This is a genomic window from Pseudomonas neustonica (genome assembly GCF_003797945.1).
Classification (GTDB): domain Bacteria; phylum Pseudomonadota; class Gammaproteobacteria; order Pseudomonadales; family Pseudomonadaceae; genus Halopseudomonas; species Halopseudomonas neustonica.
Window position 1 is genome coordinate 244,337 of record NZ_RKKU01000003.1, and the last position, 23,973, is coordinate 268,309.

At 56.6% G+C, this 23,973-nt stretch carries 24 protein-coding genes and 1 tRNA gene; 21 read left to right on the plus strand and 4 right to left on the minus strand.

Features of this window, described 5'->3' with window-relative positions; translation table 11 throughout:
* Positions 1 to 23 precede the first annotated feature (23 nt).
* The 3 genes from EF096_RS04790 (at position 24) to EF096_RS04800 (ending at position 2,450) form a co-directional block, all read left to right on the plus strand.
* Positions 24 to 509 (plus strand): FKBP-type peptidyl-prolyl cis-trans isomerase, encoded by a 486-nt coding sequence (locus EF096_RS04790; protein WP_123888471.1) that lies wholly within the window; start codon positions 24 to 26, stop codon positions 507 to 509.
* Positions 510 to 665: 156 nt separating this feature from the next.
* Positions 666 to 1,253 (plus strand): TetR/AcrR family transcriptional regulator, encoded by a 588-nt coding sequence (locus EF096_RS04795; protein ID WP_123888472.1) that lies wholly within the window; start codon positions 666 to 668, stop codon positions 1,251 to 1,253.
* A gap of 87 nt (positions 1,254 to 1,340) precedes the next feature.
* On the plus strand, positions 1,341 to 2,450 hold the full coding sequence (locus EF096_RS04800) for an NADH:flavin oxidoreductase (RefSeq protein WP_123888473.1): 1,110 nt from the start codon (positions 1,341 to 1,343) through the stop codon (positions 2,448 to 2,450).
* 21 nt (positions 2,451 to 2,471) lie between these two features.
* On the opposite strand, the gene EF096_RS04805 is transcribed toward EF096_RS04800, so the two are convergent.
* Complete coding sequence (locus EF096_RS04805) at positions 2,472 to 3,698, minus strand: glycosyltransferase family 4 protein (protein WP_235869630.1); 1,227 nt, start codon at positions 3,696 to 3,698, stop codon at positions 2,472 to 2,474.
* Positions 3,699 to 3,727: 29 nt separating this feature from the next.
* Positions 3,728 to 4,471 carry a sulfate transporter CysZ gene (cysZ, locus tag EF096_RS04810; protein ID WP_123888474.1) on the minus strand — a complete coding sequence of 248 codons (744 nt, stop codon included), beginning with the start codon at positions 4,469 to 4,471 and terminating at the stop codon, positions 3,728 to 3,730.
* A gap of 138 nt (positions 4,472 to 4,609) precedes the next feature.
* Here cysZ and EF096_RS04815 point away from each other — a divergent pair, with 138 nt between their 5' ends.
* From EF096_RS04815 to EF096_RS04835, 5 genes are all read left to right on the plus strand, one after another.
* Complete coding sequence (locus EF096_RS04815) at positions 4,610 to 5,209, plus strand: peroxiredoxin (protein WP_123888475.1); 600 nt, start codon at positions 4,610 to 4,612, stop codon at positions 5,207 to 5,209.
* Positions 5,210 to 5,322: 113 nt separating this feature from the next.
* A complete protein-coding gene (gene trxB, locus EF096_RS04820; RefSeq protein WP_123888476.1) occupies positions 5,323 to 6,270 on the plus strand; it encodes a thioredoxin-disulfide reductase in 948 nt (315 codons plus the stop codon).
* A 111-nt stretch (positions 6,271 to 6,381) separates the two neighbouring features.
* A complete protein-coding gene (locus EF096_RS04825; protein WP_123888477.1) occupies positions 6,382 to 7,098 on the plus strand; it encodes a ZIP family metal transporter in 717 nt (238 codons plus the stop codon).
* Between the two features lie 131 nt (positions 7,099 to 7,229).
* On the plus strand, positions 7,230 to 7,544 hold the full coding sequence (locus EF096_RS04830) for a DUF2388 domain-containing protein (protein WP_123888478.1): 315 nt from the start codon (positions 7,230 to 7,232) through the stop codon (positions 7,542 to 7,544).
* Positions 7,541 to 9,475, plus strand: coding sequence for a DUF7844 domain-containing protein (locus tag EF096_RS04835; RefSeq protein WP_235869631.1), 1,935 nt, complete (start codon positions 7,541 to 7,543; stop codon positions 9,473 to 9,475). The genes EF096_RS04830 and EF096_RS04835 overlap by 4 nt, the downstream gene beginning before the upstream one ends.
* A gap of 102 nt (positions 9,476 to 9,577) precedes the next feature.
* On the opposite strand, the gene EF096_RS04840 is transcribed toward EF096_RS04835, so the two are convergent.
* A tRNA-Leu gene (locus EF096_RS04840) sits at positions 9,578 to 9,664 on the minus strand.
* Between the two features lie 152 nt (positions 9,665 to 9,816).
* On the opposite strand from EF096_RS04840, the gene queA reads away from it, so the two are divergent.
* The 5 genes from queA to secF all read left to right on the plus strand — a co-directional run bounded on the left by queA (position 9,817) and on the right by secF (position 15,245).
* The gene (queA, locus tag EF096_RS04845) at positions 9,817 to 10,866 is read left to right on the plus strand and encodes a tRNA preQ1(34) S-adenosylmethionine ribosyltransferase-isomerase QueA (protein ID WP_123888479.1); all 1,050 of its coding nucleotides are present in this window, start codon (positions 9,817 to 9,819) and stop codon (positions 10,864 to 10,866) included.
* 5 nt (positions 10,867 to 10,871) lie between these two features.
* Positions 10,872 to 11,990 (plus strand): tRNA guanosine(34) transglycosylase Tgt, encoded by a 1,119-nt coding sequence (gene tgt / locus EF096_RS04850; RefSeq protein ID WP_123888524.1) that lies wholly within the window; start codon positions 10,872 to 10,874, stop codon positions 11,988 to 11,990.
* A 59-nt stretch (positions 11,991 to 12,049) separates the two neighbouring features.
* Positions 12,050 to 12,385 carry a preprotein translocase subunit YajC gene (yajC, locus tag EF096_RS04855; protein ID WP_123888480.1) on the plus strand — a complete coding sequence of 112 codons (336 nt, stop codon included), beginning with the start codon at positions 12,050 to 12,052 and terminating at the stop codon, positions 12,383 to 12,385.
* 63 nt (positions 12,386 to 12,448) lie between these two features.
* Entirely contained in the window at positions 12,449 to 14,320 is a 1,872-nt protein-coding gene (gene secD, locus EF096_RS04860; RefSeq protein ID WP_123888481.1) for a protein translocase subunit SecD, read from the plus strand.
* 10 nt (positions 14,321 to 14,330) lie between these two features.
* Positions 14,331 to 15,245, plus strand: a complete 915-nt coding sequence (gene secF, locus EF096_RS04865; protein WP_123888482.1) for a protein translocase subunit SecF — start codon at positions 14,331 to 14,333, stop codon at positions 15,243 to 15,245.
* A gap of 377 nt (positions 15,246 to 15,622) precedes the next feature.
* On the opposite strand, the gene suhB is transcribed toward secF, so the two are convergent.
* A complete protein-coding gene (suhB, locus tag EF096_RS04875) occupies positions 15,623 to 16,438 on the minus strand; it encodes a type III secretion system regulator SuhB (protein ID WP_123888483.1) in 816 nt (271 codons plus the stop codon).
* 135 nt (positions 16,439 to 16,573) lie between these two features.
* Between suhB and trmJ the strand changes: the two genes are divergently transcribed.
* The 8 genes from trmJ to ispG all read left to right on the plus strand — a co-directional run bounded on the left by trmJ (position 16,574) and on the right by ispG (position 23,954).
* On the plus strand, positions 16,574 to 17,353 hold the full coding sequence (gene trmJ / locus EF096_RS04880; RefSeq protein ID WP_123888484.1) for a tRNA (cytosine(32)/uridine(32)-2'-O)-methyltransferase TrmJ: 780 nt from the start codon (positions 16,574 to 16,576) through the stop codon (positions 17,351 to 17,353).
* Positions 17,354 to 17,355: 2 nt separating this feature from the next.
* Positions 17,356 to 18,174 carry a serine O-acetyltransferase gene (gene cysE / locus EF096_RS04885; protein WP_123888485.1) on the plus strand — a complete coding sequence of 273 codons (819 nt, stop codon included), beginning with the start codon at positions 17,356 to 17,358 and terminating at the stop codon, positions 18,172 to 18,174.
* Positions 18,175 to 18,183: 9 nt separating this feature from the next.
* A complete protein-coding gene (locus EF096_RS04890; RefSeq protein WP_123888486.1) occupies positions 18,184 to 19,338 on the plus strand; it encodes an IscS subfamily cysteine desulfurase in 1,155 nt (384 codons plus the stop codon).
* Positions 19,339 to 19,454: 116 nt separating this feature from the next.
* The gene (ndk, locus tag EF096_RS04895; RefSeq protein WP_123888487.1) at positions 19,455 to 19,886 is read left to right on the plus strand and encodes a nucleoside-diphosphate kinase; all 432 of its coding nucleotides are present in this window, start codon (positions 19,455 to 19,457) and stop codon (positions 19,884 to 19,886) included.
* A 39-nt stretch (positions 19,887 to 19,925) separates the two neighbouring features.
* The gene (rlmN, locus tag EF096_RS04900) at positions 19,926 to 21,080 is read left to right on the plus strand and encodes a 23S rRNA (adenine(2503)-C(2))-methyltransferase RlmN (RefSeq protein WP_123888488.1); all 1,155 of its coding nucleotides are present in this window, start codon (positions 19,926 to 19,928) and stop codon (positions 21,078 to 21,080) included.
* Positions 21,081 to 21,103: 23 nt separating this feature from the next.
* Positions 21,104 to 21,853 (plus strand): type IV pilus biogenesis/stability protein PilW, encoded by a 750-nt coding sequence (gene pilW, locus EF096_RS04905; RefSeq protein ID WP_123888489.1) that lies wholly within the window; start codon positions 21,104 to 21,106, stop codon positions 21,851 to 21,853.
* A gap of 2 nt (positions 21,854 to 21,855) precedes the next feature.
* The gene (locus EF096_RS04910; protein WP_123888490.1) at positions 21,856 to 22,827 is read left to right on the plus strand and encodes a RodZ domain-containing protein; all 972 of its coding nucleotides are present in this window, start codon (positions 21,856 to 21,858) and stop codon (positions 22,825 to 22,827) included.
* 14 nt (positions 22,828 to 22,841) lie between these two features.
* Entirely contained in the window at positions 22,842 to 23,954 is a 1,113-nt protein-coding gene (ispG, locus tag EF096_RS04915) for a flavodoxin-dependent (E)-4-hydroxy-3-methylbut-2-enyl-diphosphate synthase (RefSeq protein WP_123888491.1), read from the plus strand.
* Positions 23,955 to 23,973: the final 19 nt, after the last annotated feature.

Genomic DNA, 23,973 nt, shown 5'->3' on the forward strand with positions numbered 1-23,973 from the left:
AAGCAAAAGATAGGAACGATATTATGCAGATTGCTGCCAACAAGGCTGTTTCCATCGACTACACCCTGACCAATGCAGATGGCGAGGTGCTGGATTCCTCCGATGGTGGCGCTCCGCTCGTCTACCTTCAGGGCGCTGGCAACATTATTCCAGGTCTGGAAAAGGCATTGGAAGGTAAGCAGGCTGGTGATGCGGTCAATGTGACTGTTGAGCCTGCCGAAGCCTATGGCGAGTTTAATGCCGAGCTGATTGCTGTGCTGGGCCGCAACATGTTTGAAGGCGTTGACGAGCTGGAAGTGGGCATGCAGTTTCATGCGTCCGGTCCTGACGGTAGCATGCAGATTGTTACTATCAAGGCGCTCGAAGGCGATGAGGTTACTGTAGATGGCAACCACCCGCTGGCCGGCGAGCAGCTGACCTTTGATGTGAAGGTAGTTGAAGTGCGTGACGCAACTGAAGATGAAATGGCCCACGGTCATATTCATGGTGAGGGTGGCGTGGAGCACTAAGCTCCCCCAAGCTTGCGCAGTAAAAACCAGCCAGCGATGGCTGGTTTTTTTTCGCCTGCCGTTTGGCGCTGGGCAAAATGGATTCCTCGTCATCAATAGAATCAATGATGGGCGGCTTTTGTATTCAAGCAAGTTGACCAGTCGTATAGTACTCACATGAATACGATCCAGGATAAACGTGCGCGCATTTTGGCGGCCGGCACCAGCGTGATGTTGCGCAAGGGCTACAACGGCACCGGGGTGCAGGAAATTACTCAGGGTGCCGGTGTTCCCAAGGGCTCTTTCTATCACTATTTCGAGAGTAAGGAAGACTTCGCTATTCAGGCGCTGCACTACTATTACACGCCTCGAATTGAACGATTTGCTGCCGCTCTGAGTACACCAGAGCTATCACCACGCGAGCGCATCCTGCGTTGTTATCGTGACCTGATTGGCTACTTTGCCAATCAGGAACAGCCGCTGCATCAGTGCTTTATTGGTAGTCTCTGCCATGAAAAGGCTGATGAAAGTCAGCCAATAGGCTTTGCTGCGGCGGCCATATTGCACAGCTCCAGCCGGGTGCTGGCTGAGTGTCTGCAGCAGGCGCGCGATGCTGGTGAGATTCCACAGGATCAGGACCCGGCTGCGCTTGCCAGCTTTATCGGCGCTGCCTGGGAGGGGGCTCTGCTGCGAATGAAAACGGATCGGCAGATCGCCCCGCTAAGGGTATTTATCGATCAGCTTGAGCGCATGCTGCAAGTTTGATCCGCGCTCCCTGCAAAAAAAAACCAAGACGACCGGTCAGCTCTGCTTTAGACCAACCTATTGTTCACGATCTATGAGGATTAATGCATGTCTGCAGATGTAACTCCACTGTTTACCCCCTTTAAACTGGGTCCGCTGACCCTGAGTAACCGCATCGTTATGGCGCCCATGACGCGTAATTTTTCACCCAAGGGTGTGCCGGGTCAGGCGGTGGTTGATTATTACCGTCGCCGCGCTGAATCAGGTGTAGGCCTGATCGTGACGGAAGGCACCGTGATCAACCATCCGGGTGCCAGTGGCTACCCAAGTGTGCCGCACTTTTATGGTGAAGACGCGCTGGCTGGCTGGAAACAGGTTGTCGATGCTGTGCACGCCGCCGGTGGCAAGATCGCTCCGCAGCTTTGGCACGTAGGTAACGTGCGCCGTTTAGGTACCGAACCTTATCCGGACGTACCGGGTTTTGGCCCGATGGAAAAGCAGAAGGAAGGCAAAGTCCTGGTCAAGGGTATGACGCAGGCTGATATCGATGACGTGGTTGCCGGCTTCGCACAGGCGGCCAAAGACGCTAAAGAGATTGGTTTTGATGCCATCGAGCTGCACGGCGCCCACGGTTATCTGATCGATCAGTTCTTCTGGGAAGGCACTAACCAGCGTACCGACAATTATGGCGGTAGCATGGAGAATCGTGGTCGTTTCGCGGTTGAAATCGTGCGTGCGGTACGCGCTGCTGTCGGGCCTGATTATCCAGTAATTTTCCGCTTCTCGCAGTGGAAACAGCAGGATTACACCGCACGATTGGCGCCAACGCCTGAGCTGCTGGAGCAGTTCCTGGCACCGCTGTCTGACGCTGGTGTGGATATTTTCCATTGTTCACAGCGTCGTTTCTGGGAGCCGGAGTTTGAAAGTTCCGATCTCAACCTGGCGGGTTGGACGCGTAACATCACCGGCAAACCCGCGATTACCGTCGGTAGTGTTGGTCTGGATGGTGAGTTTCTGGAGTTCATGGTCAATACCGACAAGGTAGCGCAGACGGCCAATATTGATGACCTGCTGACTCGCCTGGCGGCCAACGAGTTTGACCTGGTTGCCGTGGGGCGTGCGTTGCTGGTTGATCCTCAGTGGGCTGACAAAGTGCGCGAAGGCCGCTTTGGCGACATTCAACCCTTCAGCCGCGAAGCGCTGAAAACGCTGGTCTGAGCCTTGCGCGCGCAAGCGGTTCTATTTGCTTGGAACTGCTTGCGCCGGGATGGTATGACTGAGCGCTGCATGTTGCAGGTAGCGCTCAAAGCGTTGCACTATGGCTTGCCAGTCCAGCTGGCAAGCCCGGTGCCGGGCGTGCAGTCGAATACTGCGACGGCCTTCTACGTCCTGCGCCAACCACTGTAAATTGTCGTTGAACAACTGATCGTGACCGGCTGGTGCAAGGCTGCCACTGTAACGATCCTGGATATGCTGGTGCGCGGCAGCGGTATCAAAAGCGCACACTGCCAAGCCGGATGCCATGGCTTCGGTAACCACATTGCCGAAGGTTTCGGTCAAGCTCGGGAAGACAAAAATATCCGCGCTGGCATAGGCGCCTGCGAGGGCGGAGCCGGTCAGAGCGCCGGTGAATATAGCGTCTGGCATGCGTTTGCGTAGCTCGTCTGCCGAGGGCCCGTCACCCACGATAACCATATGTAACTTTCGCTCGGCATCATGGTAAGCCGTTTTCAGCTTGCTCCAGCTCTCTACCAGTAACCCTGGGTTCTTCTCCGGTGACAACCGGCCTACGTGCAGCAGCACGGTATCTTTTGTACCTGCACCCCATTGGCTGCGCAGCATTTCACAACGATGGGCAGGGTGAAACTGTTCGCAATCCACGCCGCGTCCGAGCATCGAGAGGTGCTGTACACCCAGGCGAGTGAGTTCCCGCTGCTGTGTTGTGCTGGCCACCAGGGTTAGTTGCGTCTGGTTGTGAAACCAGCGTAGGTAGCGCATGGCGGGCTCGTGAAACAAGCCCAGATGAAAGTAGTTACTGTACTGCTGGAAGTTGGTGTGAAAGCCGCTAATGACCGGGATTTTCATCCGCCGTGCCAAGCGCAGTGCAGACCAGCCGAGTGGGCCTTCAGTTGCCAGGTAGATCGCGTCCGGACGTTCTCTGCTCCACAGTTGCTTAAGCTTGCGCTGTGCCGGTAGGCCCCACTGGAGGCCGGGGTAGCCAGGTATCGGCAGGCCGCGCACGCAACGTTCCAGCAAGTTTCCGGCTTGGCGTGAGCCGGGCTTTTCGCCCGGCAGGGCGGGTCTGATCAGCTGGATTCGATGGTTGCGGCCAAGTAGCCCCTGACAGAGTTTGCCCAGCGTATTGCTGACCCCGTTAATCTGCGGAGGATAGGTTTCGGTAACCAGTGCGAAGCACTGGCCGGGAGGCTGGGCTATGTTCATGCCCCGAGTATGGAGTCGGGGCATGATGCCGGCGTGACATATTTATTACGGTTTTATGATGGCTGAACGCGCCGCTCGCGTATCCACAGCAGGGTGGAACCCGCTACTGCGGATGGCATGACCAGTAGATTGACCAGCGGGATGAGCATGCCTATATAAACGAGAAATCCAAATCCCAGCGAAAGCCCACGGCGGCCGCGCATCCAGCGCAGCGTATCGATAAAGCTGACTTTCTCGTTGTCTGCCTGATAATCGATGTACTGCACCGCCATCATCCAAACGCCAAACACCAGCAGCAGCGGTGAGGCAACTAGGTTGACCACTGGAATCAGCGTCAGCAACAGCAATATCACCAAGCGTGGCAGGTAGTAGAGCAGCTTGCGCAGTTCGCGCCCGATACTTTGGGGGACTACCAGCAAGATATCGCGGTAGCTGGTAGGCGGGCTGACTTCATTGCGCTCGCGCTCGGCGATCTTCTCGGCGAGAAAGCCATAGAATGGTGACGCGATGATATTCGCAACGACGCTGAAACCGAAGAACAGCACCAGTAGTACCACCAACGCAAACAGCGGCCAGAGCAGCCATTCAATGAAGCTCGCCCATTCAGGCAGTTGCGGCATCAAGCGCAGCATCAGCAGATCGAACTGCTTGGCGCCCCAGCTGATGAGCGCGGCAAATACGATCAGGTTAAGTATCAGCGGAATCAACACGAAGCGGCGCAGACCTGGCTGCCTGATAGTACGCCAGCCCTCTTTGAGGTAATCGGGTCCGCGCAGTACGTCGAATGTATCCTTCATGGTGTTGGGTTCCTCAATGAAAAACGGGCTAGGCAAAGGCTATAGGGGTAAACTATTTGGCTGATACAGTCTTTGCAATTTCCACATGTCTTTGGACGCTTTAAGCTGCGTCCCTGTAGATGGCTCGGGAGGGTCGCTATGAGTGTACTGGTTAACCGGGTGGCACCAGATTTTACCGCACCAGCGGTATTGGCTGACGGCAGTATTGTAGAGGATTTCGCGTTCTCTTCGCTGCGCGGCAAATATGTTGTGGTATTTTTCTGGCCGCTGGATTTTACCTTTGTCTGCCCCTCGGAAATTATTGCCCACAATAATCGCATGGAGAAGTTTCGTGCGCTGGGTGTTGAAGTAGTGGGCATTTCGGTTGATTCGCAGTACACCCATTACGCGTGGCGCAATACGCCAGTAGAGAAGGGCGGTATTGGTCCGGTCGGCTTTACCATGGTGGCTGATGTCAAACACGAGATCACGCAGGCTTATGGGGTAGAGCATGAAGACGGTGTAGCGCTGCGTGCCTCCTTCCTGATTGATCGCGCTGGCGTAGTGCAGCACCAGGTAGTGAATAATTTGTCACTGGGGCGTGAGGTCGACGAGATGATTCGTTTGATTGAAGCGCTGCAATTTACCGAAGAGCATGGTGAGGTGTGTCCCGCCGGATGGCGCAAGGGGCAGAAAGGTATGCAGGAGAGCCCGGAAGGGGTCGCCAGCTACCTCGCTGAGCACGCCGCCAAGCTCTAGGTTCTAAGTTCGAATCGATTTTCCAGAGTGATCAGCCGCTTGGCGGGGTCCCCTTACCCCAGGATTGCTCTGCTTTTTTAGCTCGCCACTGTGGTGGTGAATCGGAGGATTTTATGTCTGAAGTGCGTCACTCTCGTCTGATCATTCTGGGCTCGGGCCCGGCCGGCTACAGTGCAGCGGTTTACGCCGCTCGAGCCAATCTCAAGCCGTTATTGATCACCGGTATGCAGATGGGCGGTCAGTTGACCACCACGACCGAAGTGGATAACTGGCCGGGTGATGTTGAAGGTCTGCAGGGTCCTGACTTGATGGAGCGCATGCGCAAGCACGCCGAGCGCTTCGAGACCGAGATTCAGTTTGATCACATCAACAAGGTTGACCTCAGCAAGCGTCCCTTCACTTTGTGGGGCGACAGCGGTGAGTACCAATGCGATGCGCTGATCATTGCCACTGGCGCGTCTGCTCGTTACCTGGGCTTGCCTTCTGAAGAAGCCTTTATGGGTAAGGGGGTTTCTGCCTGCGCCACCTGTGACGGTTTCTTTTACCGCAATCAGGAAGTTGCGGTCGTGGGTGGCGGTAACACAGCGGTCGAAGAAGCACTCTACCTGGCTAATATCGCCAAAAAAGTAACTGTGGTGCATCGCCGCGAAGTTTTCCGCGCTGAGAAGATACTGGTCGACAAGCTGCTGGCTCGTGTTGCCGAAGGCAAAATCGAACTGAAGCTGAACGCGACGCTGGATGAAGTGCTGGGCGATGAAACCGGCGTGACCGGCATGCGTATCGCGCTGAACAGTGGCGGTACTGAGGATATTGCGTTGGCCGGGGTCTTTATCGCCATTGGTCATACACCGAATACCAGCTTGTTCGAAGGCCAGCTGGATATGCACGACGGCTATCTAAAGATCAAGAGCGGCACCGAAGGCAATGCGACGCAAACCAATATCGCCGGCGTTTTTGCTGCGGGTGACGTCGCTGACCACGTCTACCGCCAGGCGATTACCTCTGCTGGTGCCGGGTGTATGTCAGCACTGGATGCCGAGCGTTTTCTGGACGAACTGTAAGGCGCAGATAGTGACCTGAGTGGTTAGGAAAGCCCTGTTTGTGCAGGGCTTTTTTGTGTCTGCGCGCGATGATGACAAGCGTAGCGACCGGTATTGAAAATGGAGAGGTAGATGCAGGAGTTTTATCTGGTCATCGCACTGACCTTCATGGCGGGTATGGCCATGCCGCTGGGCGCGTTGCTGGCGGGCGTTGATCAGCTGCGGCCCACTTGGCTGACGGATGAATATCGTCACGGCATCATCGCCTTTGGTGGCGGCGCCTTGTTGTCAGCGGTGGCGCTGGTCTTGGTGCCAGAGGGCATCGCACCGTTATCGACCTGGTTGGCTGCGTTTTGCTTTGTGGCGGGTGGTGTCGCCTTTATGGCTCTGGATGTTCTGCTTGATCGTATAAAGACGCCAGCGGGGCAGTTGGCTGCGATGCTATCCGACTTTCTCCCCGAGTCGCTGGCGCTGGGCGCCGCTTTTGCCGTGGGCGAAAGCAGTGGTGTGCTGTTGGCTTGTCTGATGACGCTGCAGAATCTGCCGGAAGGATTCAACGCCTGCCGAGAGTTACGTGCCGCTACACATTATGGAGCTCGGCGTATCGCGCTGATTTTTGCAGCAATTGCCTTGCTTGGGCCGATGTTTGGCGTGCTTGGATACAGCTGGCTGTCAGCTTATCCCTCAGTGGTTGCTATGGTCATGCTATTTGCCGCCGGCGGGATTTGCTACTCGGTATTTCAGGATATTGCCCCTCAGGCACAGCTGGAGAAACATTGGGGGCCGCCCATGGGGGCCGTCTTGGGCTTTGTCCTGGGTATGGTGGGGCACCAATTGACCATGGCGTAACGGCGGTCTGTGACAGAGTCCGCGAGTATCGGCTGGTGAAACCAGCTATTATTTAGCGGCGGTAAGCGCCTTGTTGCCCTGGTTGATTGGTTGCAGCGGGTGTCACTTTTGCTTTGCTTAGGAGCGCTTCCATGAAACGTCTTTCCCTGTTTGCTGCTATCGGTGTGTTTGCTTTCTCTGGTCTGGCCTCTGCGAGCAGCTTTATCGCTACTACAGATACCATTGGTGCGTCCCTGGCTAATAGTGTGGAAGGTACCAGTGACGTTAGCTCGGGCGGCAACGACAAGGTGCTGCTGCAAGCGCAGGATGATGCGGCCAGCTTCGTTGCCAGTGGTGGCAGTATTCGTGGTGTGCGCCTGGAAGCTGCGCTGGTGCACATTCGTCAACAACAGCCTGCGCTGAGTGCCAGTGACATGCAGTTGGCTGAGGCTATCCTCGCCCGTTGAGCGGCGTTCGACTTGGCCTGCTGACGTTTTTGCTGCTGCTGTTGTGCCTGCCGGCACAGGCAGCATTGCGTCTGGTCTTGCAGTCTGACGACTTGAATCAGGCGGAACTGGCGGCCAGCCAGGCGCTGTTGGCTGACGTCAGCAGGGTGCTGCCACCTGTTCTGCTCAGCAGGCTTGATGCCGAGGTGCCTGTGCGCTGGAGCTCAGCACTGGATGCCAGTGTGGTCGGTCGAGCGAGCGCAAGTGGCAAGCTCCTGCTCAATCGTCGGCAGCTGTCTGTGCTTGTCGCTGCGCAGGACGCTGATCCTACACGCCAGCAACTGCTGGCAACCCTGGTTCATGAGATAGCTCATCTCTACGACCGAGGCCGCTACGGCTCCGACCGGCAGCGTCGGCTGTTCCAGCGCTGCCAGTCACAGCAACAAAGCCTTGGGCTGGTGGGGTTGCCGTCGTGGTGCCGTGGGCAAGGCGAGCGACGCTTTAGCCTCAGTGATGATCCACGTTTGCTTGACTTGGCTGGCTGGCCCGAGCGGGTAGGTGAGCGCGGCGCACGCGTCAAAGTTAACCATCAGCGTGATCGCAGCCCTGATCGTTACGAGCTGACCAGTCCCAGTGAGTTCGTCGCAGTGAATGTCGAGTATTTCCTGCTCGACCCGCAATACGCTTGTCGGCGCCCGGCGCTGTTTGCTTTTTTCCGTCAGCACTTTAACTGGGCGCCGGAGCATGTGCAGTCCTGCTCCGCTAGTTATCCCTACCTCAATGCTAGCCTGGATCCTGCGCAGCAGGCGTTGGGGCGAATCGATCCGCAGCGTGTTTATGCGGTGCACTATCTGCTGGCCGAGCCTAACCAGGCCTGGGCTAGTCGCTGGGGGCACAGCATGCTGCGCCTGGTGATCTGTGCGCCGGGCCGCCCGGTTGGACCGGACTGTATGCTGGACGTCGATCAGCATCTGGTCCTGTCGTTTCGTGCGTTTGTAGAGGATGTTCAGCTCTCCAGCTGGGACGGCCTCACCGGCAACTACCCCTCTCGGCTGTTCATTTTGCCGCTCACTCAGGTCGTCGATGAATACACCAAGCTGGAGCTGCGAAGCCTCAGCTCGATTCCCTTGCAGCTCAATGAGCAGGAGCGTAAAGGTTTGATTGAGCAGGCTGCACAGCTGCACTGGAGCTATGACGGCACCTATTATTTCATCACCAATAACTGCGCGGTAGAAACGCTCAAGCTGCTGCGCAGCGGCACGGCCAATGCCGAACTGACGGATCTTGAGAGCATCACGCCCACAGGGCTGTTGGCGCTGTTTGAGGGGCGAGGTCTGGCTGATGACAGCGAGCTGGCTGATCGCGAATGGGCGATGCGCCGCGGCTATTTCTTTGATTCCTACCGTGAGCGCTATCAGGTCATGCTTGAGGTGGTCCGGGCCAACCTTGAGGTGCCTGTCGAGCGTGTCGATGATTGGTTGACGTTGGGTGCCGCGCAGCGCGCAGCATGGCTGTCAGCGGGCGATCAGCGCACTACAGCAGCACTGCTTCTGCTGGAGCAGGCCGCGCAGCGCCGCCAGTTGCTGCTGGTGCGTCAGGAGCTGAAGGCGCGCTATCAGGCGTTACGTGGTACCGGGCACAAAGGCCTGGATGACACGGAGCAACTGATGCAGCAGTTACTGGCGAATAGTGGTTATCTCAGTCGTCCCGCCGAGTTGCTGGGCGCCGGTTATGGCCTGCCGCAGGCAAGCGAATGGCAGCAATTGCAGCAGCGCAGCGCCGAGCGGCGTCAGGGCTTGCTGGATATGGCCGGTAATCTTGATGAGCAGCTGCTGGCGTTACTGGATGCTGGGCGGCGCAATGAGATTGAGTTGGGCAAGCGCAATATTCGCCGGTTGGCTGGGCGTCTGCGTGCACTGCATCGCGCGGAGGGTGGCGTGCAGTTACCCTGACTCTCACCCACAGGCGCGGTAGAGCTGGAATTCAGGCACAAAAAAACCAGCTCAGAGCTGGTTGTTTTCAGGGTCTTGCCACAACCATCTGAGTGAGTCAGATGGTGCCTCGAGGGAGAATCGAACTCCCACTCTGTCACCAGAAACGGATTTTGAATCCGCCGCGTCTACCAATTCCGCCATCGAGGCTTTGCGCTTCATGCAAGCCGGCGCGGAGTATACGAAGCTGTGGGCATAAAGGTCAATGCTCAAATAGCATTCGTTTTTTCGAGTGATCGCGGAGAGGCGTGTTTTCCGCTATTATGTGCGCCCTTTCAAACTCCTCCGGAACCGCTGCCTGCATGCGTCTCAGTGATTTTGCCTTTGATCTGCCCGACGAACTTATCGCGCGTCATCCCTTGGCTGAGCGCCGGGCCAGTCGTTTGCTCTGCCTGGATGGGCCTAGCGGCGCACTGAGTGATCGGCATTTTGCTGATCTGCTCGATTATTTGCGCCCGGGCGACCTGATGGTGTTCAACAATACGCGGGTAATTCCAGCGCGCCTGTTTGGTCGCAAGGAAACCGGCGGTCAGTTGGAAGTACTGGTTGAGCGGGTGCTGGATGAGTATCGCGTGCTGGCGCATATCCGCTCGAGCAAATCGCCCAAGCCGGGCAGCCGGATTTTGCTTGATGGTGAGGGTGTCGCTGAGATGGTGGCGCGCCATGATGCGCTGTTTGAGCTGCGCTTTGCCGAGCCGGTTTTGCCGCTGCTGGATCGCATCGGGCATATGCCGTTGCCGCCCTATATTGATCGGCCGGATGAAGAGGCGGACCGTGAGCGCTATCAAACGGTTTATGCCAAACGTCAAGGCGCAGTAGCCGCGCCCACCGCCGGACTACATTTTGATCAGGCATTGCTGCAGGCCATAGCGGACAAGGGCGTAGCGACTGCAGAAGTGACATTGCATGTTGGCGCGGGTACCTTTCAGCCGGTTCGGGTTGAGCGCATTGAAGATCACGTGATGCATCAGGAATGGCTTGAGGTCGGTCCCGAGGTAGTCGCGGCGGTCGAGCAATGCAAGGCCCGTGGCGGTCGTGTTATCGCGGTTGGCACTACCAGCGTGCGCTCGCTGGAGTCGGCAGCACGTGATGGGCAGATCAAGCCGTTCACAGGTGATACCGATATTTTTCTGTATCCGGGCAAGACCTTTCATGTCGTCGATGCGCTGGTGACCAACTTTCATTTGCCGGAGTCGACGCTGCTGATGCTGGTGTCGGCCTTTGCTGGCTATCCCGAAACCATGGCCGCTTACGCGGCGGCTGTAGCCGGTGGTTATCGTTTTTTCAGTTACGGTGATGCCATGTTTATCACCCGCAATCCAGCCGCTCGCGGCCCCGAGGTTACCCCATGAGTCACATGTCCTTTGAATTGCTGGCCACCGATGGCAAGGCCCGTCGCGGACGCCTGACCTTTCCGCGTGGTGTCGTGGAGACGCCTGCCTTTATGCCTGTAGGTACCTATGGCACCGTCAAGGGCATGTTGCCGCGCGATGTAGAAGCGATCGGCGCGCAGATTATTCTCGGTAATACTTTTCACCTCTGGCTGCGCCCAGGGACCAAGGTGATTCAGCAACATGGCGACCTGCATGATTTCATGCAGTGGAAGGGCCCGATTCTCACTGACTCCGGTGGCTTCCAGGTGTTCAGCCTGGGCGCTATGCGCAAGATCAAGGAAGAGGGTGTTTACTTTTCTTCGCCGGTCGATGGCGCCAAGGTGTTTATGGGGCCGGAAGAGTCCATGCAGGTTCAGCGTGAGCTGGGCTCTGACATTGTGATGATCTTTGATGAATGTACGCCTTATCCCGCCGATGAAGATACCGCGCGGCGCTCTATGGAATTGTCGTTGCGCTGGGCCAAGCGCTCTAAAGCAGCACACGAAGGTAATCCTTCGGCGCTGTTTGGTATCGTCCAGGGTGGTATGCACGAAAGTCTGCGCCTGCGTTCGCTGGAAGGGCTGTGCGAGATCGGCTTTGATGGTCTGGCGATTGGCGGCCTATCAGTGGGCGAGCCCAAAGACGAGATGATGCGCGTGCTGGACTTTCTGCCCGGCCACATGCCGCCAGAAAAACCTCGTTACTTGATGGGTGTTGGCAAGCCGGAAGATCTGGTGGAAGGTGTGCGGCGCGGCGTGGATATGTTCGATTGCGTGATGCCTACGCGTAATGCACGCAACGGGCATTTGTTCACCGAGGCGGGTGTCATCAAGATCCGTAATGCGGTGCATCGTCACGATCAGAACCCGCTTGATTCAGCTTGTGATTGCTACACCTGTCAGAACTTCTCACGGGCGTACCTGCATCACTTGGACAAGTGTGGCGAAATGCTTGGCAGTATGCTCAATACTATCCATAACCTGCGGCATTATCAGCGGCTTATGGCAGGTTTGCGCAGTGCCATTCAACAGGGTACATTGACCGACTTTGTGGAAGACTTCTACGCCAAGCTGGGTCTGCCGGTTCCTCCATTGCAGGCTTGATTGGCGCTCGGATCGCCCCCATAACCGATTTTCTAGCAGTTTAATAACAGGAGTATCACATGAGCTTTTTCATCCCCGCCGCTATGGCGCAATCAGCTGGCGGCGCAGCCGCGCCTATGGGTGCCGGTTTTGAATGGATTTTTCTGGTCGGCTTCGTCGTTATTTTCTATCTGATGATCTGGCGTCCGCAGTCCAAGCGTGCGAAAGAGCACAAGAACCTGCTGGCAAATCTGTCCAACGGCGATGAAGTAGTGACCGGTGGCGGTATTCTGGGCAAGGTCAAGAAAGTGACAGATGAGTTCGTGGTGCTGGAAGTGACTGACAGTCAGGAACTGAAGTTTCAGAAAGGCGCTATTGTCGCCGTGTTGCCCAAGGGCACGCTGAAAGCCATCTAATCCCTCATGTAGAACTCTGTTCCGGGCGCCGATAAGGCGCCCGGACTGCTATCAGGCCCTGATATGCTCAACCGTTACCCCCTCTGGAAGTATTTGCTGATTGTGGTCGTGCTCGCGCTTGGCCTGATCTATGCCACGCCTAACCTGTATCCGGACGATCCTGCCATTCAGATTTCCGGTGCCAGCTCCACGCAAACTATCGAACAGGCCGACCTTGATCTTATTGAGCAGGCGCTGGCCAGTGCTGGCCTGCAGACCAAGGGCAGTGAACTGGGCAGTAATGGCCGTTCTGGTCTGGTGCGCCTGGTAAATCGCTCTGATCAATTGGGCGCGCAGGATGTGGTGCGCGATGCGCTGGGCCGCGATTACGTGGTAGCACAAAATCTGGCGCCAACCACGCCAGAGTGGCTGATGAATATCGGCGCAGGACCTATGACTCTGGGTCTGGATCTCTCCGGTGGTGTGCACTTCCTGCTGCAAGTTGATATGGACAAGGCTTTGGAGACGCGGGTCAATGTCTATCAAAGTGAAGTGCGTGGCTTGATGCGTACCGAAAAGTTGCGTTATCGCAGCTTGCCTACCCAGGGCACTACCCTGCAATTTGGCTTCGCCAATGAAGAGGATCTGTCGGCCGCGCGGCGCCTGATCGGTAAGCAGTATCCCCAGTTTGCACTGAACTCGGTCGAGCGGGGCGATCAGCAGGTGTTGCAGCTGACCCTGACCGAAGCGGAAATTTCCAACATTCGTGAATATGCGGTTCAGCAGAACCTGACCACTGTCCGTAATCGAGTCAATGAGCTCGGTGTGGCCGAGCCTCTGGTGCAGCGTCAGGGTGCCAATCGTATCGTGGTTGAACTGCCGGGCGTTCAGGATACCGCTGAAGCCAAGCGGGTGCTGGGTAAGACTGCGAACCTCGAGTTTCGTCTCGCTGCTGAGCCTGATGCGCCTGCGGCAACCACCGAAACTTTTGAGTATCGGGGCAGCAACGGCCGTCCGCCGGCTCAGGTTGAGCGCAGTCTCATCATTACCGGTGATCAGGTTACCGACGCCCAGTCCAACTACGACGAAAACGGTCGCCCGCAAGTTAATATCAAACTAGATAGTCACGGCGGCGAATTGATGAACCGCGCTACGCGCAGCAATATCGGTCGTGGCATGGCGGTACTGTTCATCGAGCAGCGCGAGATCAGTCGCACTGTTACCCAGGAAGTTGATGGGGTAGAGCAGCAGGTCGAGATTCCGGCCTTTGTTGAAGAGAAATCGATCATCAGCTTGGCGACCATCCAAAGCGCGCTGGGTAACCAGTTCCGCATCACCGGTCTGGATTCGCCCGCTGAGGCCTCTGAGCTAGCGCTATTATTGCGTGCAGGCGGGCTAGCTGCGCCGATGCATTTTGTTGAAGAGCGAACTATCGGCCCCAGCCTGGGCGCAGAGAACATTGCCAAGGGTGTGACGGCTACGCAGGTCGGTTTTGCGCTGGTATTGATTTTCATGGTGCTGGTGTATCGCGCATTCGGCGTGTTTGCTGGCATAGCGCTGACCTTCAATCTTGTGCTGCTGTTGGCGCTTATGTCGCTGTTGGGTGCCACGCTGACGCTTCCCGGTATTGCCGGTATCGTGCTGACGCTGGGTATGGCGGTCGACGCCAACGTGCTGATCTTTTCGCGTATCAAGGAAGAAGTTGCCAACGGGATATCGCCGCAGCGCGCTGTGCATGAGGGCTACGATAAGGCGTTCTCCGCCATTATCGACGGTAACCTGACGACGCTGCTGGTCGGGGTAATCCTATTTGCCATGGGTTCCGGTCCGATCAAGGGCTTCGCCGTTACACTGTCGCTGGGGATTCTGACCTCGATGTTCAGTGCCATCATGGTCACCCGTGCCATGGTCAACTTGTCCGTCGGTGGACGCGACATCAAGAAGCTGTGGCTGTGAGGATCAACCCATGACTAACATTAAAACCATTAATTTCCTCGGGCTGCGCAAGGTCTTCTTTGGTCTTGCCATAGTGCTGATGCTGGCGTCGATTGCCAGTCTGGTAGTCAAGCAGCTCAATCTGGGGCTCGACTTTACCGGTGGTGCGCTGGTGGAGCTGAACTATAGCCAGCCGGCTGATCTGGAAGAAATTCGCGGTGTGCTGCGCGAGAACGGCTGGAACGATGCGGTGGTGCAAAACTTTGGCGCGTCGACGGATGTGCTGATTCGTCTGCCCAGCGAGAATCCTGATCTGGGCGCTGAAATTGCCCAGTTGGTGAAGCGCCAGGATGGCAATGACGTATCGGTTAAGCGTGTCGAGTTTATCGGCCCACAGGTAGGTGAAGAGCTGCGCGACAAGGGCGGCCTCGGCATGCTGTTGGCGCTCGGTGGTATTCTGCTTTACGTATCGCTGCGCTTTCAGATGAAGTTTGCCGTGTCGGCCATCGTCGCGCTGTTCCACGACGTGATCTTTACCCTTGGCATATTTTCACTGTTCGGTCTGTCATTCGATCTGACGGTGCTGGCGGCCCTGCTGGCGGTAATCGGCTATTCGCTGAACGATACTATCGTTGTGTTCGACCGGGTGCGGGAGAATATGCGGTTGATGCGTCAGACCGAGTTGACCGACATCATCAACATCTCGACCACTCAAACCCTGGGGCGTACCCTGGCAACCTCTTTCTCGACCATTCTGGTGCTCCTCGCGCTGTTCTGGTTTGGCGGTGAGAATATTCACGGGTTCGCGACGGCGTTGCTGATCGGTGTGGGTGTGGGTACCTACTCCTCCATCTACATTGCCGGTGGTTTGCTAGTGACTATGAAGCTGACGCGTGATGACCTGATCCCGCCGCAGATCGAAGAGGCCATTGACGACCGGCCCTAGCATCGGCTTTGCCGATGTAGCTGCAAGGCGCAAGCTGCAAGCCGTAAGCCGTAAGCCGTAAGTTAGAAGCTAGAAGCTAGAACAAAAAGCCCATACCGGATTTTGGTATGGGCTTTTTTCGTTGCTGGACTTGACTCTGGGTTCGCGCGGGACATCCTTGGCTTCCAGCTTCCAGCTTCCAGCTTCCAGCTTCCAGCTTCCAGCTTCCAGCTTCCAGCTTCCAGCTTCCAGCTTCCAGCCAAAAAAATACCCACAAAAAAAGGCCCACACCGAACTAACGTATGGGCCTTTCTATTCAAGCCTGCACAATCAGCTTGTAGCTTGTAGCTTGTAGCTTGTAGCTTGTAGCTTAAAGCTTGCCGCTGGGCATGAAACTCTTAGAGTTTCATGCCGGAGGTCAGGTGCGGCTGAATGGCGGTTAGCACCGCTTTGAAGCACTTGGGGTTGCCAGCGACGATGTGGCCTTTGTCGAGGAAGTGGTGGCTGCCAGTGAAATCACTGACCAGGCCACCTGCTTCCTGAATCAAAAGCGCGCCCGCAGCCATATCCCACTCGGCCAGGCCAAATTCCCAGAAAGCGTCGTAGCGACCGGCGGCCACGTAGGCCAGGTCCAGGCTCGCAGCGCCAGCGCGACGGATGCCAGCAGTTTGACCCACCAGGCTGCGGAACATGCCCAGATAGTTGTCCAGCGCGTCGATCTGATTGTCCCGGAAAGGGAAGCCGGTACCCAGCAGGGCGCCGTCCAGGGTTTTGCGGTTGCTCACTCGCAGGCGACGGCCGTTCAAGGCAGCGCCACGGCCGCGGCTGGCGGTAAACTCTTCCTGACGAATAGGATCGAACACTACAGCGTGTTCAGTGCGGCCTTTGACCCGGCAAGCGATGCTGATCGCAAAATGCGGTACGCCGTGGATGAAGTTGGTAGTGCCATCCAGTGGGTCGATAATCCACACGGTATCTGCGCCGTCGCCCTGGCCAGGCTGAAATCCGGACTCTTCAGCCTGGATGCTGTGATCGGGGTATGCCTTGCGCAGATGGGAAATAATGGTCTGCTCGGCGGCGCGGTCAATTTCGGTCACGTAGTCGCGAGCGTCCTTCTCGTCGACGGTAAGAACATCAATACGTTCCATGGAACGGTAGATCATTTCTCCGGCGCTACGTGCGGCGCGGAGGGCGATGTTCAGCATGGGCTGCATAGGGATGTATCTCTGTCGGGAAGATGAAAAGCCGGAAATTGTAGCAGATAACCTTGGCAACATGAATGCATCATGGCTATCGCCCTATAGCTTTTGTAATATGCAGGGTTCATTCAGGTGCCCAAAGGTGTTGCAGTGTTGAATAATGTGCGTGTTGTATTGGTCAATACCAGCCATCCTGGCAACATCGGTGGTGCGGCGCGAGCGATGAAAAACATGGGCCTGCACGAGTTGGTGCTGGTCGATCCGGTGCGTTTCCCTGACCAGCAAGCCAACGCTCGCGCTGCCGGTGCTGAAGACGTTTTGCAGGGCGCGCGCATCGTAGAAACCCTGGAAGAGGCCATTGCCGACTGTGTACTGGTACTGGGTACCAGTGCCCGTGATCGCCGTATTCCCTGGCCTGTGCTTGACCCGCGCGAAGCGGCAGATGAAGTGCTGAATCGTCTTGAGTCCGAGCAAAGCGGTCCGGTCGCTATTGTCTTTGGGCGTGAAGATGCGGGCCTGACCAGTGAAGAGCTACAGCGCTGTCAGTATCACGTGCACATCCCGTCAATGCCGGATTTCAGTTCACTCAATCTGGGCGCGGCGGTGCAGGTGTTGGCCTATGAATTGCGTATGCAGTCGTTGCAGCGCGCCGGTGCACCGACCAAGATGCATAAGATTGAGACCACCGCGCTGCCTAATGAAACCCCGGCTACTGCCGGAGAGCTGGAGCAGTATTTTCAGCATCTTGAGCAGGTGCTGGTTGAAATCGGCTTCCACGACCCTCAAAAACCCAGACAGTTGATGCCGCGCTTGCGCCGTTTGTACGGTCGTATTCAGGTCAATCGGATGGAGATGAACATCCTGCGTGGTATTTTGACCGAAACCCAAAAAGCCATCGGAGTCAAAGCATCCGGTGAGCGGAGACGTTAAGCATGTTTGAACGCATGAAAGAAGATATAGCCAGTGTTTTCCATCGTGACCCTGCTGCGCGCAACACGCTGGAAGTGCTGACCTGCTATCCAGGCTTGCATGCGGTCTGGATGCACCGTCTGTCGCATGGTTTGTGGGTGCGTAATGCCTTTTTACTGGCGCGCATGGTGTCGCATCTCGCGCGCTGGTTAACCGGTATCGAGATTCACCCGGGTGCCAAGCTGGGTCGCCGCTTTTTTATCGACCATGGTTTTGGTGTGGTAATTGGCGAGACAGCCGAGATCGGTGATGACGTCACCCTGTATCAGGGCGTCACGCTCGGGGGGACCAGTTGGGATCATGGTAAGCGCCACCCAACCCTGGAAGATGGCGTAGTGGTCGGTGCGGGCGCCAAGGTGCTGGGCCCGTTCACCGTCGGCAAGGGTGCCAAGATCGGCTCCAACGCAGTGGTGACCAAAGCGGTGCCTGCTGGTGCGACTGCGGTGGGTATCCCAGGCCGAATAATCGTCAAGGAGGCGGAGCAGTCGGCTGATCAGCAACAGCAGGCCAAGCGCCAGGCCATGGCTGAAAAGCTTGGCTTCGACGCCTATGGCGTCAGTCGCGACATGCCCGACCCTGTTGCCCGTGCCATCGGCCAGATGCTGGACCATATGCATGCGGTGGACGGTCGGCTTGAAGGTATGTGCAATGCGTTGAGCGAGCTGGGCAGCGATTACTGCGCCAAGGAGCTGCCAACGCTGGGTGGTGAGGATTTTGAGTTGCTGAAGGATGACGGCGAAGTGGCAGTGGATGCTGAAAGTAATGACTCCATTGCACGCTGAGGTGAATCCATGAAGCAACCCATTTACCTTGATTATGCGGCCACAACGCCAGTCGACCCGCAGGTGGCGGAAAAGATGATGGCCTGCCTGACGCTGGACGGTAACTTTGCCAACCCCGCGTCACGTTCACATCTGTACGGGTGGAAGGCCGAAGAAGCTGTGGAAATGGCGCGGCGTCAGGTGGCCGATTTGGTTGGTGCCGATCCGCGTGAGCTGGTCTGGACCTCTGGTGCTACCGAGTCCGATAACCTGGCGATCAAGGGTGTGGCGCATGCGCTTGCCGAGCAGGGGCGGCACATTATCACCTCAAAAATAGAACATAAGGCAGTGCTCGATAGCTGCCATCAGCTGCAGCGCGAGGGGTTTGAAGTTACCTATCTGCAGCCCGGCGCTGAAGGGATAATCAGTCCCGAGCAGCTAGAGGCAGCTTTGCGTGACGACACCGTGCTGGTGTCGCTTATGCACGTTAATAATGAGCTGGGCACGGTCAATGATATTGCTGCTCTTGGCGCCGTCGCCCACGCGCACAAGGTTCTGTTTCACGTTGACGCGGCGCAGTCGACCGGCAAGCTATCCATAGATTTGAAGGCTTTGCCTGTCGACTTCATGTCGTTCAGCGCCCACAAGACCTACGGCCCCAAGGGTATTGGTGCGCTATTCGTGCGTCGTGGCTTGCCGCTGCGGCTTGAGGCGCAGATACACGGCGGCGGGCATGAGCGCGGCATGCGCTCCGGTACCCTGGCAACGCACCAGATTGTCGGAATGGGCGAGGCGTTCGCGCTGGCAGGCTCGTTAATGCTGGCTGAGGTGCAGCGTATTAGCGCCCTGCGCGATGCTTTGATGGCCGGTTTGGCTGAGCTGGATGGGGTAACGCTCAACGGCAGCGCTGATGCGCGCGTGCCGCACAACTTGAATCTTGCTTTTGCCGGTGTTGATGGCGAGCTGTTGTTGCTGGCGTTAAAGGATCTGGCATTGTCCAGTGGTTCAGCCTGCACCTCAGCGGCGGTGGAGCCCTCTTATGTGCTGCGGGCGATTGGATTGAGTGATGAGCTGGCGCATAGCTCAATTCGTCTTTCGCTCGGCCGCTTTAGCTCCGAGCAAGACGTGGCGCGCGCCGCCGAGGTTATCTGCCTGGTGGTAAATCGCCTCCGAAACGGCGGTTGAGCCAAACCTCAATTGGCATCCTTGCAGCTGTTATCTATTTGTCTTTAACCTGCGTATAATCCGCAGGTTAACCATTTTTTATCATTTCAATCCGAAAATACTGTCTGGAGAGTTACATGGCTGTTGAACGTACCCTGTCTATCATCAAGCCCGATGCCGTTGCCAAAAACGTTGTTGGTCAGATTCTGAGCCGCTTCGAGCAGGCTGGTCTGAGCGTCGTTGCTGCCAAGATGGTTCAGCTGTCTCAGTCCGATGCTGAAGGCTTCTACGCCGAGCACAAAGAGCGTCCTTTCTTCAAGGATCTGGTTGGTTTCATGACGTCCGGACCCGTTGTTGTGCAAGTACTGGAAGGCGAAGGCGCCGTGCTGAAAAACCGCGACCTGATGGGCGCAACCAACCCGAAAGAAGCGGCTGCCGGTACCATTCGCGCTGATTTCGCTGAGTCTATCGATGCCAACGCTGTGCACGGTTCTGACTCTGCTGCATCTGCCGCTCGCGAGATCGGTTATTTCTTCGCAGAAACTGAGTTGTGCCCACGCACTCGCTAAGTTCAAACTCATCTGCACCAACCAAGTGATGTGATCGCCATGACTAATGCCACCAGCAAGACCAATTTGCTGGGTTTGACCCAGCAGAAACTGGAAGCTTTCTTCGAGCAGTTGGGAGAGAAGCGTTTTCGCGCCGGCCAGATCATGAAGTGGATTCATCACTATGGTGTCGACAACTTTGATGAAATGACCAACGTTGGCAAGGCCCTGCGCGAAAAGCTCAAGGCCTGCGCCGAGATCCGCGGTCCGGAAGTTGTCAGTGAGGATATTTCCCGCGATGGCACACGCAAGTGGGTCGTGCGGGTTGCCTCGGGCAGTTGTGTAGAGACGGTTTACATTCCGCAGAATGGACGAGGCACCTTGTGTGTATCTTCCCAGGCGGGCTGTGCGCTGGACTGCAGCTTCTGCTCGACCGGCAAACAGGGTTTCAATAGTGATCTGACTGTGGCGGAAATTATCGGCCAGGTCTGGATTGCCAACAAATCTTTCGGTTCGGTGCCTGCCACCGTTGATCGCTCGGTGACCAACGTGGTGATGATGGGCATGGGCGAGCCGCTACTGAATTTTGATAACGTCGTCGACTCTATGCAGTTGATGATGGATGACATGGGTTATGGCATTTCCAAGCGTAAGGTGACACTGTCCACCTCAGGCGTGGTGCCAATGATCGAGAAGCTCGGCGAGATTACCGATGTGGCCTTGGCGCTATCACTTCACGCGCCCAATAACGAGCTGCGTAGCCAGCTGGTGCCGCTGAACAAGAAGTACCCGTTGGAGGTGCTGTTGCCGGCCTGCAAGAAGTACATTGCCGGTCTCGGCGAGAAGCGCTCGCTGACAATCGAGTACACCCTGCTCAAGGATGTTAATGATCGTCCTGAGCATGCAGCGGAAATGATCGAGTTGCTGCGCGATATTCCCTGCAAGATCAATCTGATTCCTTTTAATCCGTTTCCGCACTCTGGTTATGAGCGTCCCAGCAACAATGCTATCCGTCGTTTCCAGGATATGTTGCATCAGGCGGGTTATAACGTCACCGTACGGACCACGCGTGGCGAAGATATTGACGCGGCCTGTGGCCAATTGGTCGGCCAGGTGATGGATCGTACTCGCCGCAGTGAACGTTATATTGCAGTGCGCCAATTGGCGGCCGAAGCGGACGTTGTTGAACCCGCTCGCGATAACAATCACTCGTAGTTTCTGCCAGAAAGGATGAGCGCATGATTAAGTCTGCAGCCTTGATGTTAACGCTGAGCCTGTTTTTGAGCGGCTGCGTTACCACAGGCGACACTGGCCGTAAGGTTGACCCGATTCAGGCACGCGATTCCTATATTCAGCTGGGTTTGGGTTATCTGCAAAAAGGCGAAACCGAGCGGGCCAAGAAGCCACTCAGCGAAGCTTTGGCGATCGACCCCCGGTCTGCCTCCGCGAATACGGCATTGGCGCTGGTGTTTCAGTACGAAGGTGAGTACGAGACGGCCGAGAAGCATTTTCGTGCTGCGCTGAGTGCGGAGCCCAACGATTCACGGATTTTGAACAATTACGGTGCCTTCCTGCTGGACAGGGAGCGCTATCCCGAGGCCTTGGGTTACTTTCAGCAGGCTGCGGAAGATACGCTTTACAGCGAACGTTCTCGGGTTTTTGAGAACCTGGGTATTACCTACCAGCGCATGGGCGCAACCACCGAAGCGCGTGAAAGCTTCGAACGTTCGTTGCGCTTGAATAGTCGTCAGCCCCGCGCCCTGCTTGAATTGGCTCAGCTTGAATATCAGGCGCAGGACTATGTGCCGGCGTGGCAGCATTACCGAGCCTTTGCCGACATGTCGGGGCAGAATGCCGCCAGCCTGGCGCTGGGTATCCAGTTGGCCAAGCGCTTCGAAGATCACAGTCGTGCGGCTAGCTATGCCTTGCAACTCAAACGACTCTACCCTGCTAGTCCTGAAGCGAAAGCGCTTATGGAGTCCGAATAATTATGAGTTCAGAACGCCCTGATGCACCGGCAGCTCCCGCTGAAAAGCAGCTCATGAGTAACCCGGGTGAGACGTTGCGGGAGGCGCGTGCCGAGCGCAAGATGTCGCAGCTCGATATTGCACAAAACCTGAAAATTTCCGTTGCCGCTGTCGATGGTATCGAGAACGGGCTTTACGATCGCCTGCCCGGAGATACCTTTGCACGCGGCTATATTCGCAGTTATGCCCGTATGGTAGGGCTCGATCCTAATCGCCTGGCTCTTGAGTTTGACCGTTATCGCGGCATTGAAGTACGCGAGCGCTCGGTTAATGGGATAAGCCGGATCGCCGAGCCACGTCGCAGTGGTGGCGGGCTGATGCGCTGGGTCAGCTTGCTGATTCTTCTCATACTGATCGCGTCGGTAGCCTGGTGGTATGACAGTCGCGGCAGTGATGTGCCGTCAGTACCGGCTGATCCTCTGGCGGGCGATCAATTGATGGATGAGGTCGAGGTAGACTCTCTCACCTTGCCAGCGGCTATCGCAGAGCAGGCCGAGGCGCTGACCGGCGGAAATCTCGGACTGGATGAGGTCGAGCAGGCGCAATCACAATCGGCTGTTACGGATGTGAGTGGCGATGAAGATGCTGCGAGCGCCAGTGGCGTCGATACAGCGGTTGTTGCTGATAGCGCTGCAGCCGTTGCATCGCAAGACAGTCCTGCCATCGCTGCCGCTGAGGCGCAGCCGTCTGCAAGTGCTGCTTTGAGTATGAGCTTTGTGGCTAATTGCTGGGTGCAAGTAAAGGCGGTGAGTGGCGAGGTGTTGCACAGTGGTTTGATGCAGGCCGGGCAAACGCTGAACCTGAGCCATCCGGGCGCTGTCGATCTGGTGATTGGCGATCGTAGCGCCGTGCAAAGTATCAACTATCGGGGTGAGCAAATTACGCTGCCGCAACAGAGTCAGTCAGGCGTCGCGCGCCTGCGCTTGGGTCAGTAAGAGGTTATTCCGCTATGCAGCATCAATCGCCGATTAAGCGTCGTGTGTCCCGGCAGATCAAGGTAGGTTCGATTCTTGTCGGAGGCGATGCGCCTATTTCAGTACAAAGTATGACCAACACCGAAACCTGTGATGTGGCGGCTACGGTCGACCAGATTCAGCGTTTGGAAGCTGCCGGTGCTGATATCGTGCGGGTGTCGATTCCCAGCATGGAAGCGGCCGAGGCGTTTGGTGAAATTCGCAAGTTGACCAGCATGGCGTTGGTTGCTGATATTCATTTTGACTACAAGATCGCTCTGCGAGTTGCCGATCTGGGTGTGGATTGCCTGCGCATCAACCCCGGCAATATCGGCCGTGAAGACCGCGTCAAGGCGGTGGTCGATGCGGCCCGTCACAACGGGATTCCGATTCGCATAGGCGTGAACGCCGGGTCGCTGGAAAAGGATCTGCAGAAAAAGTATGGCGAGCCAACCCCGGCCGCGTTGGTAGAGTCCGCGTTGCGTCATGTCGAGCATCTGGATCGGCTTGATTTTCAGGACTTCAAGGTCAGCGTCAAAGCGTCCGACGTGTTTATGGCCGTGGGTGCTTATCGTTTGTTGGCGCAACAGATTGATCAGCCGCTGCACTTGGGTATCACAGAGGCGGGTGGGCTGCGTTCCGGTACCGTGAAGTCATCTGTCGGCTTAGGCATGCTTTTGGCTGAGGGTATTGGTGATACCATCCGCATCTCGCTGGCGGCCGATCCGGTCGAGGAGATCAAGGTAGGCTTCGATATCCTGAAGTCGCTGCACCTTCGTTCGCGGGGCATCAACTTTATTGCCTGCCCCAGCTGCTCACGGCAGAATTTTGATGTCATCAAAACCATGAACGAGCTGGAAAGCCGTCTGGATGATGTGCTGACGCCGCTGGATGTTGCTGTGATTGGCTGTGTGGTAAACGGTCCGGGTGAGGCCAAAGAGGCCGATATCGGCCTGACTGGTGGCTCGCCTAACAACCTGATCTATCAGGATGGCAAACCCGACCAGAAAGTAGATAACGCTGATCTGGTTGATCGGCTGGAAAAAATGATTCGCGACAAGATTGCCGCTAAGCAGGCGCTGGACGCCAATACCATCGTCCGCGGCTGAAGCGGCAATGAAAGGAAAT

Coding starts and splice junctions, on each gene's coding strand:
- EF096_RS04790 (WP_123888471.1), top strand. CDS start 24: ATGCAGATTGCTGCCAACAAGGCTGTTTCCATCGACTACACCCTGACC.
- EF096_RS04795 (WP_123888472.1), top strand. CDS start 666: ATGAATACGATCCAGGATAAACGTGCGCGCATTTTGGCGGCCGGCACC.
- EF096_RS04800 (WP_123888473.1), top strand. CDS start 1,341: ATGTCTGCAGATGTAACTCCACTGTTTACCCCCTTTAAACTGGGTCCG.
- EF096_RS04805 (WP_235869630.1), bottom strand. CDS start 3,698: ATGCCCCGACTCCATACTCGGGGCATGAACATAGCCCAGCCTCCCGGC.
- cysZ (WP_123888474.1), bottom strand. CDS start 4,471: ATGAAGGATACATTCGACGTACTGCGCGGACCCGATTACCTCAAAGAG.
- EF096_RS04815 (WP_123888475.1), top strand. CDS start 4,610: ATGAGTGTACTGGTTAACCGGGTGGCACCAGATTTTACCGCACCAGCG.
- trxB (WP_123888476.1), top strand. CDS start 5,323: ATGTCTGAAGTGCGTCACTCTCGTCTGATCATTCTGGGCTCGGGCCCG.
- EF096_RS04825 (WP_123888477.1), top strand. CDS start 6,382: ATGCAGGAGTTTTATCTGGTCATCGCACTGACCTTCATGGCGGGTATG.
- EF096_RS04830 (WP_123888478.1), top strand. CDS start 7,230: ATGAAACGTCTTTCCCTGTTTGCTGCTATCGGTGTGTTTGCTTTCTCT.
- queA (WP_123888479.1), top strand. CDS start 9,817: ATGCGTCTCAGTGATTTTGCCTTTGATCTGCCCGACGAACTTATCGCG.
- tgt (WP_123888524.1), top strand. CDS start 10,872: ATGTCCTTTGAATTGCTGGCCACCGATGGCAAGGCCCGTCGCGGACGC.
- yajC (WP_123888480.1), top strand. CDS start 12,050: ATGAGCTTTTTCATCCCCGCCGCTATGGCGCAATCAGCTGGCGGCGCA.
- secD (WP_123888481.1), top strand. CDS start 12,449: ATGCTCAACCGTTACCCCCTCTGGAAGTATTTGCTGATTGTGGTCGTG.
- secF (WP_123888482.1), top strand. CDS start 14,331: ATGACTAACATTAAAACCATTAATTTCCTCGGGCTGCGCAAGGTCTTC.
- suhB (WP_123888483.1), bottom strand. CDS start 16,438: ATGCAGCCCATGCTGAACATCGCCCTCCGCGCCGCACGTAGCGCCGGA.
- cysE (WP_123888485.1), top strand. CDS start 17,356: ATGTTTGAACGCATGAAAGAAGATATAGCCAGTGTTTTCCATCGTGAC.
- EF096_RS04890 (WP_123888486.1), top strand. CDS start 18,184: ATGAAGCAACCCATTTACCTTGATTATGCGGCCACAACGCCAGTCGAC.
- ndk (WP_123888487.1), top strand. CDS start 19,455: ATGGCTGTTGAACGTACCCTGTCTATCATCAAGCCCGATGCCGTTGCC.
- rlmN (WP_123888488.1), top strand. CDS start 19,926: ATGACTAATGCCACCAGCAAGACCAATTTGCTGGGTTTGACCCAGCAG.
- pilW (WP_123888489.1), top strand. CDS start 21,104: ATGATTAAGTCTGCAGCCTTGATGTTAACGCTGAGCCTGTTTTTGAGC.
- EF096_RS04910 (WP_123888490.1), top strand. CDS start 21,856: ATGAGTTCAGAACGCCCTGATGCACCGGCAGCTCCCGCTGAAAAGCAG.
- ispG (WP_123888491.1), top strand. CDS start 22,842: ATGCAGCATCAATCGCCGATTAAGCGTCGTGTGTCCCGGCAGATCAAG.